Origin of the sequence: Enterobacter sp. Crenshaw, assembly GCF_024734705.1 — a bacterium.
Lineage (GTDB): Bacteria > Pseudomonadota > Gammaproteobacteria > Enterobacterales > Enterobacteriaceae > Enterobacter > Enterobacter asburiae_B.
In genome coordinates this window covers 3544182-3561685 of the sequence record NZ_CP102932.1, presented here as the reverse complement: position 1 = coordinate 3561685, position 17504 = coordinate 3544182, and the positions used below count along the sequence as shown (strand labels likewise).

Annotated in this window: 16 protein-coding genes, 1 other RNA gene and 7 pseudogenes; 12 read left to right on the top strand and 12 right to left on the bottom strand. The window is 49.8% G+C overall.

Translation table 11 applies throughout. The annotated features are described in order from the left end of the window. Positions 1–409 precede the first annotated feature (409 nt). From NWV12_RS16930 to NWV12_RS16920, 3 genes are read left to right on the top strand one after another with little or no spacing between them, the layout of a single operon-like run. On the top strand, positions 410–937 hold the full coding sequence (locus NWV12_RS16930) for a tetratricopeptide repeat protein (protein ID WP_023294382.1): 528 nt from the start codon (positions 410–412) through the stop codon (positions 935–937). Positions 938–944: 7 nt separating this feature from the next. After that, entirely contained in the window at positions 945–1475 is a 531-nt protein-coding gene (locus NWV12_RS16925; RefSeq protein WP_080973605.1) for a sigma-70 family RNA polymerase sigma factor, read from the top strand. Next, positions 1472–2263, top strand: coding sequence for an anti-sigma factor (locus NWV12_RS16920; protein WP_048979778.1), 792 nt, complete (start codon positions 1472–1474; stop codon positions 2261–2263). Before NWV12_RS16925 ends, NWV12_RS16920 begins: the two co-directional genes overlap by 4 nt. Here NWV12_RS16920 and NWV12_RS16915 read toward each other — a convergent pair. From NWV12_RS16915 to NWV12_RS16900, 4 genes and pseudogenes are all read right to left on the bottom strand, one after another. Further along, entirely contained in the window at positions 2255–2812 is a 558-nt protein-coding gene (locus NWV12_RS16915) for a YceI family protein (RefSeq protein ID WP_045888783.1), read from the bottom strand. The genes NWV12_RS16920 and NWV12_RS16915 overlap by 9 nt on opposite strands. 174 nt (positions 2813–2986) lie before the next feature. Beyond that, positions 2987–3343, bottom strand: a complete 357-nt coding sequence (locus NWV12_RS16910) for a hypothetical protein (RefSeq protein ID WP_029740047.1) — start codon at positions 3341–3343, stop codon at positions 2987–2989. Positions 3344–3889: 546 nt separating this feature from the next. Beyond that, a complete protein-coding gene (locus NWV12_RS16905; protein ID WP_152680133.1) occupies positions 3890–4969 on the bottom strand; it encodes a hypothetical protein in 1080 nt (359 codons plus the stop codon). Next, positions 4957–5884: pseudogene (locus tag NWV12_RS16900) on the bottom strand (tyrosine-type recombinase/integrase); the annotation flags it as partial. The gene NWV12_RS16905 and the pseudogene NWV12_RS16900, both read right to left, overlap by 13 nt. A gap of 16 nt (positions 5885–5900) precedes the next feature. Here NWV12_RS16900 and NWV12_RS16895 point away from each other — a divergent pair. Next, positions 5901–6100: pseudogene (locus NWV12_RS16895) on the top strand (phage virion morphogenesis protein); the annotation flags it as partial. Positions 6101–6102: 2 nt separating this feature from the next. Here the strand turns inward: NWV12_RS16895 and NWV12_RS16890 are convergent. Next, positions 6103–6630 (bottom strand): hypothetical protein, encoded by a 528-nt coding sequence (locus NWV12_RS16890; RefSeq protein ID WP_048979776.1) that lies wholly within the window; start codon positions 6628–6630, stop codon positions 6103–6105. Between the two features lie 81 nt (positions 6631–6711). Between NWV12_RS16890 and NWV12_RS16885 the strand changes: the two are divergent. From NWV12_RS16885 to NWV12_RS16875, 3 pseudogenes are all read left to right on the top strand, one after another. Beyond that, positions 6712–7257, top strand: a pseudogene (locus tag NWV12_RS16885) (phage baseplate assembly protein V). After that, positions 7254–7653: pseudogene (locus tag NWV12_RS16880) on the top strand (GPW/gp25 family protein). Before NWV12_RS16885 ends, NWV12_RS16880 begins: the two co-directional pseudogenes overlap by 4 nt. Further along, a pseudogene (locus NWV12_RS16875) lies at positions 7640–8148 on the top strand (baseplate assembly protein); the annotation flags it as partial. The pseudogenes NWV12_RS16880 and NWV12_RS16875, both read left to right, overlap by 14 nt. Positions 8149–8378: 230 nt before the next feature. Here the strand turns inward: NWV12_RS16875 and NWV12_RS16870 are convergent. Beyond that, entirely contained in the window at positions 8379–9425 is a 1047-nt protein-coding gene (locus NWV12_RS16870; protein ID WP_065419812.1) for an acyltransferase, read from the bottom strand. Between the two features lie 256 nt (positions 9426–9681). On the opposite strand from NWV12_RS16870, the pseudogene NWV12_RS16865 reads away from it, so the two are divergent. Next, a pseudogene (locus NWV12_RS16865) lies at positions 9682–10427 on the top strand (phage tail sheath subtilisin-like domain-containing protein); the annotation flags it as partial. Beyond that, positions 10426–10599: pseudogene (locus tag NWV12_RS16860) on the top strand (ogr/Delta-like zinc finger family protein); the annotation flags it as partial. The pseudogenes NWV12_RS16865 and NWV12_RS16860, both read left to right, overlap by 2 nt. A gap of 101 nt (positions 10600–10700) precedes the next feature. Here the strand turns inward: NWV12_RS16860 and NWV12_RS16855 are convergent. The 3 genes from NWV12_RS16855 to smpB form a co-directional block, all read right to left on the bottom strand. After that, complete coding sequence (locus tag NWV12_RS16855; RefSeq protein ID WP_152680134.1) at positions 10701–11564, bottom strand: HNH endonuclease; 864 nt, start codon at positions 11562–11564, stop codon at positions 10701–10703. A 201-nt stretch (positions 11565–11765) separates the two neighbouring features. Then, positions 11766–12129, bottom strand: a transfer-messenger RNA (tmRNA) gene (gene ssrA / locus NWV12_RS16850). 89 nt (positions 12130–12218) lie between these two features. Further along, positions 12219–12701, bottom strand: coding sequence for an SsrA-binding protein SmpB (gene smpB / locus NWV12_RS16845; protein WP_008502505.1), 483 nt, complete (start codon positions 12699–12701; stop codon positions 12219–12221). A gap of 156 nt (positions 12702–12857) precedes the next feature. Between smpB and NWV12_RS16840 the strand changes: the two genes are divergently transcribed. Continuing rightward, positions 12858–13295: a type II toxin-antitoxin system RatA family toxin gene (locus NWV12_RS16840; protein ID WP_024908332.1), complete on the top strand. Its 438-nt coding sequence runs from the start codon at positions 12858–12860 to the stop codon at positions 13293–13295. Further along, the gene (locus tag NWV12_RS16835; protein WP_048979774.1) at positions 13285–13572 is read left to right on the top strand and encodes an RnfH family protein; all 288 of its coding nucleotides are present in this window, start codon (positions 13285–13287) and stop codon (positions 13570–13572) included. The genes NWV12_RS16840 and NWV12_RS16835 overlap by 11 nt, the downstream gene beginning before the upstream one ends. A 103-nt stretch (positions 13573–13675) precedes the next feature. On the opposite strand, the gene bamE is transcribed toward NWV12_RS16835, so the two are convergent. From bamE to nadK, 3 genes are all read right to left on the bottom strand, one after another. After that, positions 13676–14014: an outer membrane protein assembly factor BamE gene (gene bamE, locus NWV12_RS16830; RefSeq protein WP_008502502.1), complete on the bottom strand. Its 339-nt coding sequence runs from the start codon at positions 14012–14014 to the stop codon at positions 13676–13678. Between the two features lie 138 nt (positions 14015–14152). After that, positions 14153–15814: a DNA repair protein RecN gene (gene recN / locus NWV12_RS16825; RefSeq protein ID WP_039263457.1), complete on the bottom strand. Its 1662-nt coding sequence runs from the start codon at positions 15812–15814 to the stop codon at positions 14153–14155. An 85-nt stretch (positions 15815–15899) separates the two neighbouring features. Then, positions 15900–16778: an NAD(+) kinase gene (gene nadK / locus NWV12_RS16820; protein ID WP_008502500.1), complete on the bottom strand. Its 879-nt coding sequence runs from the start codon at positions 16776–16778 to the stop codon at positions 15900–15902. A gap of 122 nt (positions 16779–16900) precedes the next feature. Between nadK and grpE the strand changes: the two genes are divergently transcribed. Continuing rightward, positions 16901–17494, top strand: coding sequence for a nucleotide exchange factor GrpE (grpE, locus tag NWV12_RS16815; protein WP_023333122.1), 594 nt, complete (start codon positions 16901–16903; stop codon positions 17492–17494). Positions 17495–17504 lie beyond the last annotated feature (10 nt).

Below are 17504 nucleotides of genomic sequence, written 5' to 3'. Positions count from 1 at the left end.
AATAATTTACTCGGTTCAACCTTTTGTTTTATATGATTTTAGTTTTAACCTGTGACGTTGATTCTGAATGTGATTTACGCAGTATGATAATTGGTAGGGGACATTTTTAATATACTTTAAAACGTTATTGTTTAAGTGCGCTTAATATGTGTTTAAGTTAGGGTAACGTTTTTGATATAATATATATTATATCACCCGCACAATAAAATATATTTTTATGCAGGCTTAAAACTCTGCTATCACGCGAAAATAATAGCGTTAAGTAAAGGGTAAAATAACCTGATTTATTTCCAATGGGGCTACGACGTCAGCATGATTTTGCGACAGCAAAAAATTCACGGGGAGAATGAATAAAAATCGTCAGTCGGGCGTTTACTGACGTCACTTCCTTCTTACCCTGGAGCTTTATATGAACACGACCTCGTTTCGTTTGATCCCGGTGCTGATTTTTTCCCTGCTGTCCCCCCTGGCGCTGGCAATGGGCAATAATAGTACCGAGAGCAAAACGCCCGATTGTCCTTCCGGACAGGTGTATGACAGCGCCACCCAGAAATGCGTGCCGGACAAAAGCAGCAGCCTCAGCGACCAGGACAAAACCAACTATGCGTACCATCTCGCGAAGAAAGGCGAGTACCAGGCGGCGCTGAACCTGCTTGATTCGCTGAAAAATGGCAATACGGCTGAAGCGTGGAACTATCGCGGGTTCGCCACGCGCAAGCTTGGCCGCACGGACGAAGGGATTGGTTACTACCAGCGCGCGCTGGCTATCGCACCGGATTATGCCAAAGCCCGGGAATACCTCGGTGAAGCGTGGATGGTAAAAGGACGTCCTGACCTCGCGAAAGAACAGCTGAAGGTGATTGCCGGTATTTGTGGCCAGTCCTGCGAGGAGTACCGTGACCTGCAGGCCGCCATCAACGGGCATCCGGAATCCTGATTTTCTCGTGGAGGGAAAACACATCGCTACCAGTGAGGTTCGTCAACAGTTAGCCGCACACCTGCCGCGCCTCTGGCGCTATGGGCTGGTGCTGTCGCGAAACAGGGATATCGCCGAAGAGCTGGTTCAGTCCACCTGCGTGCGTGCGCTTGAAAGGAGCAGCCAGTATACGCCGGGCACGCGCATCGACAGGTGGCTGTTCGCGATACTGCACTCCATCTGGATCTCTGAGCTTCGGGCACGACACGTGCGTCAGGGGCAGGGATTTGTGGCCAGCGATGAGCTTCTGGCGCCGGACACCCGCGAACAGGATGAGACGCGTCTGCATTATCTGAAGGTGATGCAGCGCGTCAACGCGCTGCCTGAAGCCCAGCGCAACGCAGTATTTTTGGTTTATGTCGAAGGCTTTACCTACCAGGAGGCGGCGGACACTCTGGCGGTACCTGTTGGTACCGTTATGAGCCGGCTGGCGACGGCGCGGGCTCGGCTTGCCAGATCCGCTGACGCACTGCCTCCGGCAAAGGAGAAACGCTATTGAACTCGCACCGTTTTGCACCGCCCTATAACGACGACGCTATCGTGGCATGGATAGATGGCGAGATGTGCCGCGTCGACGCGCAGCAATTTGAAGAACAGTTGAAAAGTGACGAACGCCTCTCCGGGCGAACTAACGAACTGATGAAAAGCAGCCAGGATTTCGCCGGGGCGTTTGCCCCCCTGCTGGATGAGGCACCTCTGGAGGCAATGCAGGCGCGTCTGGCGGCACTTCCCGATCCACAATCCTCCACGCCTGCTGGCGTCAGCAGGCGGGCGCTGATCGCCGCGTCGGCCAGCTTTTTGATGGTCGGATCCGGGCTGGGCTACCTGCTGCGGCCCGCTTCCGCGCCAGCGGATGAGAATGCCCATATTCGCGACCTCGAAGCGCAATATATGTCCCTGTACAGCGTTGAGACGCTGCTGGATATGGACAGCGCAACGCCGGTCCTGCAGCGCGGGCTGGAACGAGCCGCGCAGGACATCGGCATCAAGCTGCACATGTCGCAGCTTGTCCTGCAGGGGGCAGAGCTGAAAATGGTGCGAATGCTGCGCTATGAAACCATCTCGATCGCGCAGATTGCCTGGATCAACGCCGACTACGGCCCGATGGCGCTCTGTATCTCTCCTGTAGATGAGAAGACCATGGCCTCTCTTCGCCAGGAGCAGCGGCACGGTATGAACCTGGCGTGGTGGCAGGAGGCGGGCTACCAGTTTGTCCTGATTGGCCGCAACCCGCCGTCTCACCTGCGGGGAAACGCGGAGCAGCTACAGCGCCTCATCTCAGGATGACGGCACGTCGTTCGTCTGAATCGCAATGGCGATGGCAATACGATCGTCCACGACCAGCGCAAACTTATCCATCCCGTAGGCCGCGCGCGAGATCGCCGTCGTGGCATCCAGCGTGAGGGCCTGCGCGTGCGGGTCTTTCACGATGGCCTCCAGGATCACCGGGCGGGCAATGTTTCGTACGGTCAGCGTGCCGAACACCCTGAACCGCCCGTCGCCCTGGGCAACCACGCGAGAGCTGATGAACTCGATCGTCGGGTAGCGCTCGGATTCAAAAAACATATCGCTTTTCAGCTGCCAGGTGAGCAGCTTGTTTGAGGCTACGAGAGTCGCTACGGGAATAGTGACGTGAATATGGTCGTCGACGTCGTTTTCCGGGTTGAGCGTCACGGCGCCCGTCACGCCGCTGAACGTCGCCCAGGAGAGGATGCCGCCGAAGGCATGCCACGACAGCCGAATGGCGGTGTTATTGGCGTCAATTATGTAGCTCTTCGGGGCAGCCGTCGCCCACGGACAAATCAAAACAAGCACTATCACCAGGCGTCGCAGCATCTCAGGATCTCTTTTAGGGGGGCAGGGAGTAAACGCGTCACCCCCGGGATCTATTCGGCTTTGTTGACGTTATTTCAACCGGAGCGCGATAACCGGACCTGGTGACAAGTGTAGCCTTGAGAACGCAGAGTTGCGGGGAATAAAAAAGGCCGCTTGCGCGGCCTTTCGAAGGGATTATTCAGTGACTTTCTTTTCCAGCTCGCTGGCACCTTCTTTGGTTTTGTTCCAGCCTTTCTCAGCGCCTTCTTTGGTGGCATCCCACCCTTTCTCGGTGCCTTGTTTGGTTTTATGCCAGGCTTTCTGGGAATCTTCGCTGACCTTGCTGCCCAGGCTTTCGCTTTTACCTTCCGCAGCATGTTTTTGCTTCAGCTTCAGCTCTTCACCTTTGTTCTGCTCTTCGTGCAGTTTTTGCTTCGCCTCGTTGGCATTTGCGTTCGCCGCAGCGACGGTATCGTCAGTTGCATGTGTGGTCGCAGCAAATACTGGGGAAGCCAGCAGAACGGCAGATAATGCGATAATTGTTTTTTTCATAATATCCTCATTTAACGTTATCGGTTATGAGCGTGATTCAGCATGGCACAGGCGAAACGGGATGGCTTTAGGAAAAAACTGTAATGAGATCAATGTGCCCTGCTGAGGGATATTTCGCCTGAGGATTATCCAAAGGATAAAAAGCCTATTTCAGCAAGGGCGGCGAGAGTCAGGAGAATGAAGATAATAACGGTTATGGGTCTGTACATGGTGGGGTTCCTTCCGGGTTGAGCGGCTATTCCGTAGCGCTGGGTGGTGTGGGTAATTTTGCACAGGAGAAGGGGGAAGGGGGTTGATGTTTGTCAAAGGGATGGAAGGAACCGTGGGCATGGGGCACAAAAAAGCCCGCAGGGCTTGCGCCGTGCGGGCTCTTAGGACTTCATCGGATGACTCTGGTAATCACCGATGGAGAATTTTGGTGGAGCTGGCGGGAGTTGAACCGGCGTCCGAAATTTCTACATACCATTTTTATCGTAATAAAAACAGTAATTTTATTTTAAAAACAATGAGCTAGTATTATCTGGTTTATGTACATCTTATGCGATTTTAAAGCTCTGCCGCCAAGTTGCCGCCAACGGTATGTGGTAGCAGAGACAAACTATCAGATACATAATCGGTCCAATCCTGCGATGAAAATGACTGTAAAAAAGAAGCTTTTTGTCTTAAGTTGAATCTCAATTCACCAATATATAAATAATTATAAATGTTGCTATAGTTTGGTAGATCTTCATTATATACTAAGCGAACCAATTTCTTTGATAAATGATATGTCGCTTCTAAGGTATCTGCTAGTATTTGTTCATCCGGCGTGAAGGTCTTTAATTCATATATCCCATACTTCACAAGGCAGTAAACATTAGAAATTGAATTCGCGCAAATTAGGTCAAGTAATGAAGCAATATTGAACGATAACCTGTTTAAGCGGATCATATAGCTGACAGAGTTTTCATCGGGGATAGAGTGTTTATATGATAGAGTATCATCAATTGCACTTAAATGGTTTTTTATATTAGACAATACTTCTGCGTTCGGAGAAAAGTCAGATGATGTTTCCATTGTTGCATTATTGTATATTTTACTGTGCAAAAGGTATGGATTGGAAACTTTTACTTCATCTGAAGTAAATAATTCGAATTTTGTTTCGTCATGCTTAAATTCAGTTAGCTTACCATCGCTGTCTCTAGCACCAGTGAGTTTAAATGTTAATATTTCTTTTGTTTTCTCTATGAAGTTTTTCTCATGAGCTAAATATCTATCCACGGCATTCTTTGTTTCAGATGTATTTATTTGAGCTTCTGTTTGAATAGTTCTATGGATATTATTTACAATTGAGGCTAATGGAACTGAACTTGCCAGTAACAACAATGGGAATTTACTTATCTCATAAAATCGAGCATACCCATGAGCCGAGAGGGCCGGGGTTTTTCCCCACCATGCGAATAACCCAAAATATATAAAAGATATGAACGGAACGCCAACGGAAATCCAAAATAATTTCTGGTGAAATAGATTTCTTTTATCAAGGATATACCATTTTCTACAAATGGCTAAAAATAATAAAATTGCGATAAATGCTCCGTATGAAGCTATACCTGAATGGTCAGTTATGTATTTTAAATATTCCATTGCGTACCTAAATTATATAATGGGTTTTTAGTTACTGCATCCTCCAAATGATCTGGAGAAAAATGCGCATAAATCATTGTCATCTTTATATCGGCATGCCCCAGAATTTCTTTAAGGACCAGTATGTTTCCCCCATTCATCATGAAGTGGCTGGTGAATGTGTGGCGCAGCACATGCGTACATTGTCCTTCTGGCAGATCGATACCGGCCCGCTTCACTGCACGCTCAAAGGCTTTTCTGCATGGTGTGAATAGTTTCCCTTTGTTTTTGGTGAGTTGATCATACAGCTCCTGAGAAGTCGGTACGGTTCGGTTTTTCTTGCCTTTGGTTTTGGTATAGGTGATCCGGTATTTTGATAATTGATAGCCTTGAAGGTTTTCGGCTTCACTCCACCGCGCACCGGTGGCCAGGCATACTTTTGCGATCATTAACAGGCTGGGGCTTTGAGAACCAGCGCAGGTATCAAGCAGGCGTTTAATGTCATCTTGGTCCAGGAACGCCAGTTCCCCCTCTGCGATTTTGAATGTTGGTAGCCCGGCGAGTGGGTTAGGAGCTGACCAGCGGCCTAGCTTTTTCAGGGGGCCAAAAACGGATGATAAGTTACGCTGTTCCAGGTTTACCGTGCGGGGCTTTACTGGCGACGTTAGCGCGCCTTCTTCGTTACTTACCTCACCTTTCAACCGTGCTTCACGATATTTCCTAAAGTCACCGGCGGTTAACTCAGAGGCAACTGGATCGCCCAGCCCATTGCAGATAATGTTCAGTTTCGCCACCAGGCGTTTGGAATCTGCGAGCGTCTAGCCATAAAGAGAGTGCCACTGCTCAATCAGTTCTGACAAACGCCGCCGATCTTCTTTTTCACCCAGCCACGGCTTTTTTCACGTCATACATGGTGAAGTTTTCGAATGCTACAGCAGAGATCGGTCGTGTTGCAGCAAGCGCTGTTTCTGCCAGCATGCAGTTTGCAGGAAAGGTGCAGCGCATTGCGCGGGTACATTACATTATGGCTTACGAGTTCGTGTAAGCCTTAATGGACCGGAGACTCTCTATCCAAAGCGCCATTTACTTGGAATTAACACTGAGGGAGTATCAATTACTCGTGAATGGTTGCAAAGTGATGCACCTAAATAGAATTACCTCCTGTTTCTTCTTTTTTTTCTTTGCATTTTTGGAGTTTGAGGTTTGATTTCAGGTTTTTTAATTTTATCTGTAATTTTTTTAATATTAGCCGTTTTTTTTATCGGGTCTTTGAAAATCTCTGCAACTGAGTAGCCAGCTCTTGCAACACAGACTGTAACTAATATGGTGATTATGAGTGCAAAGAGTTCAATGTGTTGAAAAGCCCATTTTGTAAATGATGGTTGTTTATCGGTAGGGAGATAGGAGAATTCGAGAATAACATATATACCATATATAAAAGTAATCGCTGTTTCTATATTCCATATCGCATTTAATATGTTTTTATAAATATCGAACTTGTCCATTCTAATAAGGCTTGCTGCCTGAATGGTAGCGGATGAAAAAAGTACAAATAAAGAAATAACTACGATTTTATCGTCTGAGTAATCGGCTTTAAACCAAATAAGTATAGAAAAACATAATAGTATAATAATTGATGCATAAACTCCATATGGCAGATTTAAACCAAACTTAGACTTCATGTTGTCCCTCTGTGAAATTGTATAAGTGATGAAACAAATTCTTATTAATACACATTCCTTTATCGTGGGCAAATTAATCGCATGAACGCACAACTCGCAGAAATCATGCGCATTATCACCAACCTGATCCGCACAGGCACCGTAACCGAAGTGGACCGGAAAAACGGGCTGTGCCGGGTGAAGGTAGGCGAGTTTGAAACCAACTGGATTAACTGGCTGACACTGCGCGCAGGCGGTGCCCGTCGCCGGATGAGCAGGTGGTGGTGCTGAGTATGGGCGGTATGCCTTACCTGCGATCTATTCCAACCAGTTCGCGCCGCCGTCGGACTCAGTGGACGGCTGCGTAATGGAATATTCGGACGGTGGCTGGTTTGAATATGAAGCCGTGACCGGCCGCTGGTATGTGCGGGGTATCAAATCCATGGTGATCGAGGCTGCAGACAACATAACCCTGAAAACGGGTGAATTTGTGGTGGAAGCAAGCAACACGTGCATAAACAGCGAGGTGGTGATCAAGGGTGGCGTCATCCATGGCGGGGCGCCATGAGTTCTAACGGGAACATAGTGGATAAACACGGTCATAACGGCGTTAAGTCCGGCGGCGATACATCGGGAGGTCCTGTATAACGCTGTATATCGGTATGAATCAGGGCGATGGCAAAGCCATTTCTGATGCGGACCATTTGAGGCAGTCGGCCCGGGATATTCTGTTGACTCCACAGAAAAGCCGCATGGTCAGCCGGGAATAAGGTTCCCTGCTGTCAGCATTGATTGACAGCCCCAGACCCGGTGCTGCGCCTGCAGATTATGGCTGCTGTTTACGTATCATTGAGTCGCTGGAAGCCACGGCTCACGCTGGATTCCATCACCATCACCATCACCATCACCATCACCATCACCATCAACATCAACATCAACAGCAGCTTTGACGGCTCCATGGTGGTTGATCTATCCGGGAATCGCAATAACGGCGCGCCTGTTTCCCTTTCAGTACCAACAGGAGCAGACAATGGCAGTCATTGACCTTTCCCAGCTGTCCGCCTCGCAGATAGTGGATGTGACGGATTTTGAATCGTTGCTAAAGGTACGGAAATCCGCGTTTGTGGCCCTTTATCCGGCAGACGAGCAGGACGCGGTTAGGCGCACGCTTGAGCTGGAGTCTGAATCCGTGACCAAGCTCCTGCAGGAAAATGCGTATCGTGAAATCCTGCTGCGCCAGCGTATCAACGAGGCGGCGATCTCGATCAGATGCCGGCCAACTACAACGTGAAGCGGCGGACGGTTACACCTGCCGATAACGCCGGGGTGCCGCCGGTCACAGCGGTAATGGAAAGTGACGAGGCGCTGCGCCTGCGTGTTCCTGATGCATTTGAGGGTATGTCCGTTGCGGGCCCGACGGTGGCCTATGAGTTTCACGCTAAAAGCCCGGACGGGAGAATGGCTGATGCCAGCGCAACCAGCGCAGCACCGGCGGAGGTGGTGCTTAACGTGCTGAGCCGTGAGGGCGACGGAACGGCACAGATGAGAAGATGCAAAAAAATACTCAGGTGAAGGCAGCAGAACAGTAAAAAACCGCACTGCTGGTTGTTGCTCAAAGTACTATCAGCCTAGGGCTGACTGAACTACAACTCGGTCTCATCAGCGATGAAGACAAAGTTAAACTGAAATTATGGATACAAACATTCGCGACTTGCAGGCCATAAAAACATCTGAGGCACCTGATATTTTTTGGGCCTGAAAAACCTGAGTTAGCTTAGCTCTAAAGGTGAATTCGGCTTACGTCGCCAGTTCAGGATGAAAGATTTAATGAACTTATTATCTTCAACGAAATGATAGCAAGCCGAAGCCATCACTAAATTAATGAAGGCCAAAAGTGTCCAGATAAACCATGTAGGGAATGATTCAAGGCTGTCATGGTATTTAGTTATGTAAATCATAATGGGTAATTGCATCAGGTAAAATGAGTAACTTATTTTTCCTAAGTATATTAATGGCAGGGTGATGGCGTTTTTATTAATTGCTGCGGCTGCGAGGTGATAAACAACAAAGCATGTTGCTGGTAATGTAATGTAGTTGTTTTGCATCCAGCCATTATTGTTGGTTGGGGAAATAAAAAATAGAGAGGATATTGCAACAATAAAAAGCGTGTTGTTAAATTTGGTAATGCGAAAGCCGCGAGAAAAGATACAACCAATTGCTACTCCTGCGACAAATTCTGGCAGGCGATGAATAGGGCTGACATAATAACGAGGAAAGACAGCGCTATTAGTTAATATCATAGACGTTGGTACGACTATTGATGATATCAATACTGCAATACCTAATGCGAGAACCGGTCTTTTTTTAATTACTGGCAACAGGAATGGGAAAACAAGGTAAAAAAACATTTCGGTTGAAACAGACCAGGAGCCGCCGAAGTTCCATTGGCTAAAACTATCCGGGAACCACGACTGTGCAGTAGTTAAAAATAATAAAGCATATGTTGAGATTTGCGTTGTGTCGTACTCAAGAAGGAAAGGAACTGTAATTAATCCCATGACCAGATAAGCGGGGAATATTCTGGCAATTCTGGAACGATAGTAATTATCCTTAATCCCATTTCTAGATGCCCACGCCATGACAAAACCAGAAAGAACAAAGAAGAAAGACATCCCGATAGCACCATTGTTGATAACAGACTGCAGCCAGTCAGAGACATCAGCCTTATATCTGATATTACAGTGGAATAAAAATACATAGAAAGCAGTAACAAAGCGGAATATCGTTAATCCGTGAAGGTCATTTCTGATGTTCATAGTCATATTCAGGTTAAATTTTTTCTGATGCTAACACAGCATAGGATGGCTATACCCATCGTTTTCTTCATTTTAAGCCAAAATGCAATTTTATACTCCCTGAATTGTACCATCTCTCACACATCCTGCCGAGTGCGCCGCGCGCCTATCAACCAAGAACATACGCACACCCCCTTAAAACCGGAGAGACGGCCTTATGGCACAGGATTACCACCACGGTGTGCGTGTCGTTTAGGTCAACGATGGCACTCGAACAATTTCAACAGTAAGCACGGCAATTGTCGGTATGGTCTGTACCGGTGTTGATGCAGATGCGTCCATGTTCCCCCTCAATAAACTGGTCCTGCTTACCGACGTGCTGACGAGCATCGGTAAAGCAGGCGAGTCCGTCATGCTGGCCCGCTCCCTGGATGCAATTGCCGACCAGGCTAAACCCGTTACGGTAGTTGTAAGCGTTGCGCAGGGCGAAACCGAAGCGGGGACAACCTCCAACATGTCAGCCTACGGCTGCAAAACGGTAGAGGAGGTCATTGCCTACCGCGATAATTTCAGCCAGCGCGAGGGGATGCTGATCTGGCCTGATTTCATCAGTTTTGACACCGAGCTGAATGCTGACGCAACGGCTTATGCCTCAGCCTGTGCGCTGGGCCAGCGTGCCAAAATTGTCGAACAGACCGGCTGGCACTAATCCCTGTCCAACGTGGGCGCGAACGGCGTCACCGGCATTTCTGCTGATGTGTTCTGGGATTTGCAGGACCCTGCCACTGATGCGGAGCTGCTGAATCAGAGCGATATCACCACGCTGATCCGCAAAGACGGTTTCCGCTTCTGGGGTTCCCGCTGCCCCAGTGACGATCCTCTGTTCACCTTTGAAAACTACACCCGCAACGCGCAGGTACTGGCTGACACCATCGCAGAAGCGCACATGTGGGCGGGGGATGGCGTGCTTAACCGTCGCTGGCAGGCGACATTATCGAAGGTATTCGCGCCAAACTGCACAACCAGTTTTCAAGTCTCCACGCAGACCACAGAGCGCTACAACCCGTGTACTAACATTTAGTGCGGACATACCTTCGTGACGCATGAGTCGTTTATGAGATCGGTTTGCCGTCCTGAGAAATTTAGCACCGCGCCACGGCATCCCAAAGGGATGCAGCAACAACTTGTATACTGACCCGCCACGGCGGATTTAATCGTTCGAAACAAATTCATTATAAAAATTTCAGTAGTTTATATTTAGTTGGCTAAGTGACGATGTGACTAAGTCTATCTGGCTTATTCTTCGGGGATCTCTCTACCCTGCTTAACCAAATGCTTAATAGTTGCATAGTCATAATATCCAGCGGCGACTTGTTTAGCATATTCTATCCGTTTTAAGGCAATTGCTTTTTCATACATTGCACTTTTTACCGATATTGCTAAGAAATGGTCAAGTTCCGCTAATTCCTCAGGCGTCCTGTCTACAGTAAATAGATAGCGACGTTCGTGATGCTCAATAGCACCAACCAGAAATGCCGCCCGGTCTGCAATATTATGCAAGGGTTTATCGCCCAGCAGGTTATTACATTGTGGGCAAGATGGTACTGTGTGGCTGCGATCGTAATGCCTTACTCCACCTCTCCAGGCAACTGAAACAACATGGTCACGAACAATGCCTGAATGATAGTCGCCACAATAGATGCATCGTGGTCGGTCTGAGTCATGTTGATTTATATTTAACGTTGATGTCGAGTTAAATTCTTCGCGTACATAAGGGACTGGTTTTTTTCGCTTAGCGCGACTTGCTATGACAGCCCTGATTGCTTCATCAGGTAAAGGCTCATCTTCTATTTTAGATGTTTTCTTTGCTGGGAGTTTTTCAGCCTTGCTTAAAGCATCGCCAGCAAATGATCTTACCTTTGGAGAAAATTTTGTTGTCACAAAAAATCTGTCTAATGTTGAACTACTTATTTCTGCAGATCCTGGCTTTTGGGAGGGTACTTGCTGATTAACGCGACTCTGACCAGAATCAGCCTGAGAAATTGGTGTAGCAATAAAGACATAACCGCTAGAAATTTTATTTACAGTACAAGTAAATTTATCTTCATTATAACGCTTGCGAAAATGCTCTAAAGCCTGCTCTCTTGTGATGAAAGCCATCCGCTCCTCCCATCGATCACTAAACTTATGGATGAAATATTTAATCAGTAGAGCCTACATTCACCAATGGACAATGTCTATTGGACTTACTGATTTGGACTAATACACTGGTATGAGATGTAGGGAAGATTGGCTGTCGCCATTTTGCCGCCAATATTAAAGACAAAGGGGCTACGTTTTCACGTAACCCCTTGTTTTATTTGGTGGAGCTGGCGGGAGTTGAACCCGCGTCCGAAATTTCTACATCCTCGGTACTACATGCTTAGTTTGTCTTTACATTCGCACGCCAGCTGCGGACAGACACGCCACTAACGAACTAGCCTGATTAATTTTAACGCTTCAACCCCAGGCAGGGCTTCCACGCGATCTCTTTTGGGTTTGACCTCTCTTTGATCCCCGTCTTAAGAGCGGAAGCTAGGGAGAGAGGGCTCAGAGCAGGTTATTAAGCTGCTAAAGCGTAGTTTTCGTCGTTTGCGACTATTTTTTTGCGGCTTTTAACGAGGCAAACCGCCCCTCGGCATGCACCTTAGGTTTCGCAAATCCCGTCGAATCCAGAATCAGCCCCAATAGTGTTGAACTAAGTATACCAGATTTCACTTCCTGGATACCAGCCCGGAACGCTAACTTATTGAATAGTACAATAAGTGTGCAGAATCAACGTCCTGCGTTTTTCATGATGCGCGCTTTATCAAGCTGCCACTCGCGCTCTTTCAGGTCAGTACGTTTGTCGTGCTGTTTTTTACCTTTTGCGACGCCAACTTTCACTTTACACCATGCGTTTTTCCAGTACAGCGACAGGGCTACCACGGTGAAACCTTCACGGTTGATGCGTCCGTAGAGGGATTCCAGCTCACGCTTGTTCAGCAGCAGCTTGCGGGTGCGCGTTGGGTCACACACGTAGTGTGAGGAGGCGACGGTCAGCGGCGTAAAGTTCGCGCCGAACAGGAAGGCTTCGCCATCTTTCAGGATCACGTAGCTATCGCCGATGTTGGCTTTCCCGGCGCGCAGCGATTTTACTTCCCAGCCCTGCAACGCAAGGCCAGCTTCGAATTCTTCTTCAATGAAATACTCGTGGCGAGCACGCTTGTTGAGCGCAATGGTCGCCGAGCCTGGTTTATGTGCTTTTTTCTTCGTCATAAGTGTCGTAAAGCCGTCGGTAATCTGATTTCAAAAAGTCACCTCATTGCGTCCTGTGAGGTCTAACGCGCTATCTTAGCACGAGATGAGGCTTAGCGTTTTTTTAACAGGTGATAAATGTTATTATTTGTCCGTTGTGTGACCATGGGAAATGCTATGCCTCAGATTAGCCGTACTGCGCTTGTGCCTTACAGCGCGGAACAAATGTATCAGTTAGTGAACGATGTTCAGTCTTATCCTGAATTTATTCCGGGGTGCACCGGGAGCCGCGTTCTGGAGTCCGGCCCGACGCAGATGACCGCGGCGGTGGATGTCTCCAAAGCGGGGATCAGCAAGACGTTCACCACCCGCAATACGCTGACCAGCAATCAGAGTATTTTGATGCATCTGGTGGATGGTCCGTTTAAAACCCTGATGGGGGGCTGGAAGTTTACGCCGCTGAGCGCTGACGCCTGTCGCATCGAGTTCCAGCTGGACTTTGAATTTACCAATAAGCTGATTGAGCTGGCGTTTGGCCGCATTTTTAAAGAGCTGGCTTCGAATATGGTTCAGGCGTTCACCACCCGCGCCAAAGAGGTTTACAGTGTCGCATAAGATTGCTGTAGAAGTGGTGTACGCGCTGCCGGAGAAGCAGTATCTGCAGCACGTGACGCTGGAAGAGGGGGCAACCGTTGAGGTGGCTATCCGCGCGTCCGGCATCCTCGAACTTCGCAGCGATATCGACCTGGCGAAAAATAAGGTCGGGATTTATAGCCGTCCGGTGAAGCTGGGTGATGTGCTGAAAGAGGGCGACCGGGTCGAGATTTATCGCCCGCTGATTGCTGACCCGAAAGAGCTGCGACGTCAGCGTGCGGAGAAATCGGGTAAGTAGCGTGTTTTCCCCTCACCCTGACCCTCTCCCCAAAGGGGCGAGGGGATAAAAGAAGAACAAAAAAGGTGCTCAATGAGCACCTTTTTGCATTTCTGAGTTCTGATTACTTGGTCAGGGCAGGCTTGTTGTCGATGTTGGTTAACACACCGGCGCTGCTAAAGGTCAGCGTCAGGGTCTGCTGGGTCGCATCTTCGTGGCCCGGCTTCTGACGGAATACATAGAACCAGGTGTTAGTGCCGAACGGATCGGACATCATCGGGGTTCCCAGTGCATAAGCGACCTGCTGTTGTGTCATCCCCACACGGATTTTGGACACATCGTTAGGGGTAAGGTAGTTCCCCTGGTTGATGTCAGGACGGTAAACCACTTTCTCCAGAGTGGAACAGCCTGCGGTCAACATCAGAAGAACCGCTGCGGCAGCGGTCAGCATTTTACAACGCATAGTGATTTGATTCCTTTTCGGGCCCGAGCAGAACGCGGCTCATATGTAATATGCCGATGATAATAGACCTTGTCCCACTTTGAAACCGGTCTGGCGGCGTTTTTGTTGTTCTGTATGACCCTGAGATCCCGAAAAAGTTTATGCCGCCAGCAGTTCTTTCGCGTTCGCGAGCGTATTGCGGGTGACTTCGCTGCCACCGAGCAGGCGTGCCAGCTCCTGCAGACGCGCACGTTTATCCAGCGGCTTCATATGCGTTTCGGTCATTTCACCGTCAGTTTCTTTGCTGACGATAAAGTGATGATGACCACAGCCTGCGACCTGCGGCAGGTGGGTGACACACATCACCTGCGTTGATTCGCCTAGCTGGCGCAGCAGTTTGCCCACCACCGCCGCCGTTGGGCCGCTGATGCCGACATCCACTTCATCGAAAATCAGCGCCGGGGTTTCCATTTTACGCGCGGTAATCACCTGAATCGCCAGCGCAATACGCGACAGTTCACCGCCGGATGCCACTTTGGAGATAGCCTGCAGCGGCTGCCCCGGGTTGGTAGTGACGCGGAACTCAATGCGGTCCGCACCTTCTGCCGTCAGGTGGTTCTCTTCAAAGCGGACATCAATGGTGAAGACACCGTGCGGCATCGCCAGCGTGTGCATGCTGTCGGTGATGTGCTGGCTTAGCTCCTGGGCGTAATGCTGACGGATTTCATGCAGCTTTTGCGCTGTCGCCAGCGCCTGTTCATGGTGCAGGTTCACCGCGAGAGAGAGGGTTTCCTGCGAGTCAGCCTGATCGTCAAGCTGCTGCTGTTCTTCCAGCAGAGACTGATAGAATCCTGGCAGCTCTTCCGGCGTGACGTGGTGCTTGCGCGCCAGTGAAATCTGACGGGAGATACGCTGCTCCAGCTCAAACAGACGGTTCGGGTCGAGATCCAGACGTTCACAGTAGTGGCGCAGTTCGTCACTGGCTTCGGAGATCTGAATGGCCGCTTCTTCCAGCATATCCAGGACGCCAGAAAGCTTGCTGTCCATGCCGACCAGTTCAGTAATGAGCTGGCGGACGTTATACAGCTGGCTTTGCAGGTTCACGTCTTCGCCGTCCGCCAGCAGGTTGAGCGCATTCTGGCTGGTTGAGAGCAGGTGGCCGCTGTTCGCCAGACGTTTGTACTCTTCGTCGATTTGCTCAAACTCACCCGGCTGCGGGTTGAATTCGTTGAGCTCTTTAAGCTGGTACGCCAGCAGTTCCGCACGTGCTGCGCGCTCCTGGCTTTGCTGCTGGTGCTGGGCAAGTTCACGGCAGCTCTGATGCCACTGGCGATAGTGCTCCGCCATAAGCTGAGTAAGCGCGTACTCACCCGCATAGCCATCCAGCAGCGCTTTCTGCTGTTCAGGTTTGACGAGTTGCTGGTGCGCGTGCTGACCGTGGATCTGGATAAGCAGCTGGCCGAGTTCGCGAAGCTGGGAGAGCGGGACCGCCGTGCCGTTGATAAAGCCACGTGAACGACCGTCGCTGCTGATCACGCGGCGAAGTAAACACTCACGTCCATCTTCAAGCTGGTTCTGTTCCAGCCAGCGCTGGGCGGCAGGGGTGTCTTTCAGGGAGAAACGGGCGCACAGGTCGGCACGGTTTGCGCCCATGCGCACCATGTCGCCCTCTGCGCGGCCACCAAGGCACAAGCCGAGGGCATCAATGGCAATGGATTTACCTGCACCGGTTTCCCCGGTGATCGCCGTCATGCCGCTGTGGAAATCGATCTCAAGCTCACGAACAATGGCAAAGTTGCTGATGGTCAGTTGTGCCAGCATAATTGTTTTCCTGTATGAAAAACCATAACTGTGTTTTCATACAGTATAAACTGGTTTTTTATACAGTAAAGTACTGGATGCAAAATCAGAACAATTTTTTTGACCAGCCAAGCTTCGAGCTTAATGTGTTGAAATAGCTGTAATCTTTCGGGTGAATCAGATTCAGATGATAATCACACCGACGAATAAGGACATCTTCACCTTCCTGGATCGGCAGCGCTATCTGGCTGTCGCAGCTGATCTCCAGGTCGTTACGGCGGTGCGAGAAGCGCAGACGTATCGTGCTGTCACCGTTGATAACCAGCGGGCGGGCGGAGAGCGTGTGCGGGAACATCGGCACCAGGGTAATGGCATCCAGCGAGGGCGTCAGGATCGGGCCGCCGGCAGAAAGCGAGTAGGCGGTTGAGCCGGTCGGAGTGGAGATAATCAGCCCGTCGGAACGCTGGGAAAAAGCAAAGATTTCGTCGATATAAACTTCGAATTCAATCATGTGCGCCACTTTCCCGGGGTGAAGAACCACCTCGTTAATTGCGGTGCTGATGCGCTTCTGGCAGTCCTGCTGGCACACTTGCGCTTCCAGTAAAAAGCGTTTCTCACTGATATAGTGGCCTTCCAGCACGTCGGCCAGCTGCTGCTGCGCATTGTCCGGGTCGAGATCGGTTAAAAAGCCGAGATTGCCACGGTTGATGCCGATGACCTTAATGTCATAACGCGCCAGCGTGCGGGCTGCGCCGAGCATGTTGCCGTCGCCGCCCACCACCACGGCGAGATCGGCCTGTTGACCAATTTCCGCCAGCGTGCCGGTTTTGACGCTCTTCAGCTGCAGCTCCTGCGCAATCTGCTGCTCGACCATCACTTCATAGCCTTTGCTACACAACCAGCGATACAACATTTCATGTGTCGTTAGTGCGGTAGGGTGACGCGGATGCCCGACGATCCCAATACACCTGAAATGATTATTCATTTTCTGGAGGTCCTTGTGCCTGATGAATGATGACAATCTGTCTTGTTCCCTTGAATCCCGGAAACTGATCCCCATAATAAGCGAAGTTAGCGAGATGAATGCAGAAAAACGCGGAGAAATTCATGAGTAGTAAAGAACAGAAAACGCCTGAGGGGCAAGCCCCTGAAGAAATTATCACGGAACAGCACGATGAAGTTGAGGCTGTAGAGCCAGACGCATCTGCTGAGCAGGTGGACCCGCGCGATGAAAAAATTGCGAATCTGGAAGCCCAGCTGGTAGAAGCACAGAATCGCGAACGCGATGGTGTTCTGCGCATCAAGGCGGAAATGGAAAACCTGCGTCGTCGTACCGAGCAGGACGTTGAGAAGGCGCATAAATTTGCGCTGGAGAAATTCGTCAACGAACTGCTGCCGGTAATCGATAGCCTCGATCGCGCGCTGGAAGTGGCTGACAAAGCGAATCCGGACAACGCGGCGATGATCGAAGGTATTGAACTGACGCTGAAATCCATGCTCGACGTGGTGCGTAAGTTTGGCGTGGAAGTGATTGCCGATACTAACGTACCGCTGGATCCAAACGTCCACCAGGCGATTGCAATGGTGGAGTCAGAAGAGGTGGAAGCCGGTAAAGTGCTGGGCGTGATGCAGAAAGGTTACACCCTGAACGGCCGTACCATTCGCGCTGCGATGGTGACCGTGGCGAAAGCGAAAGCGTAATTTGCCATTC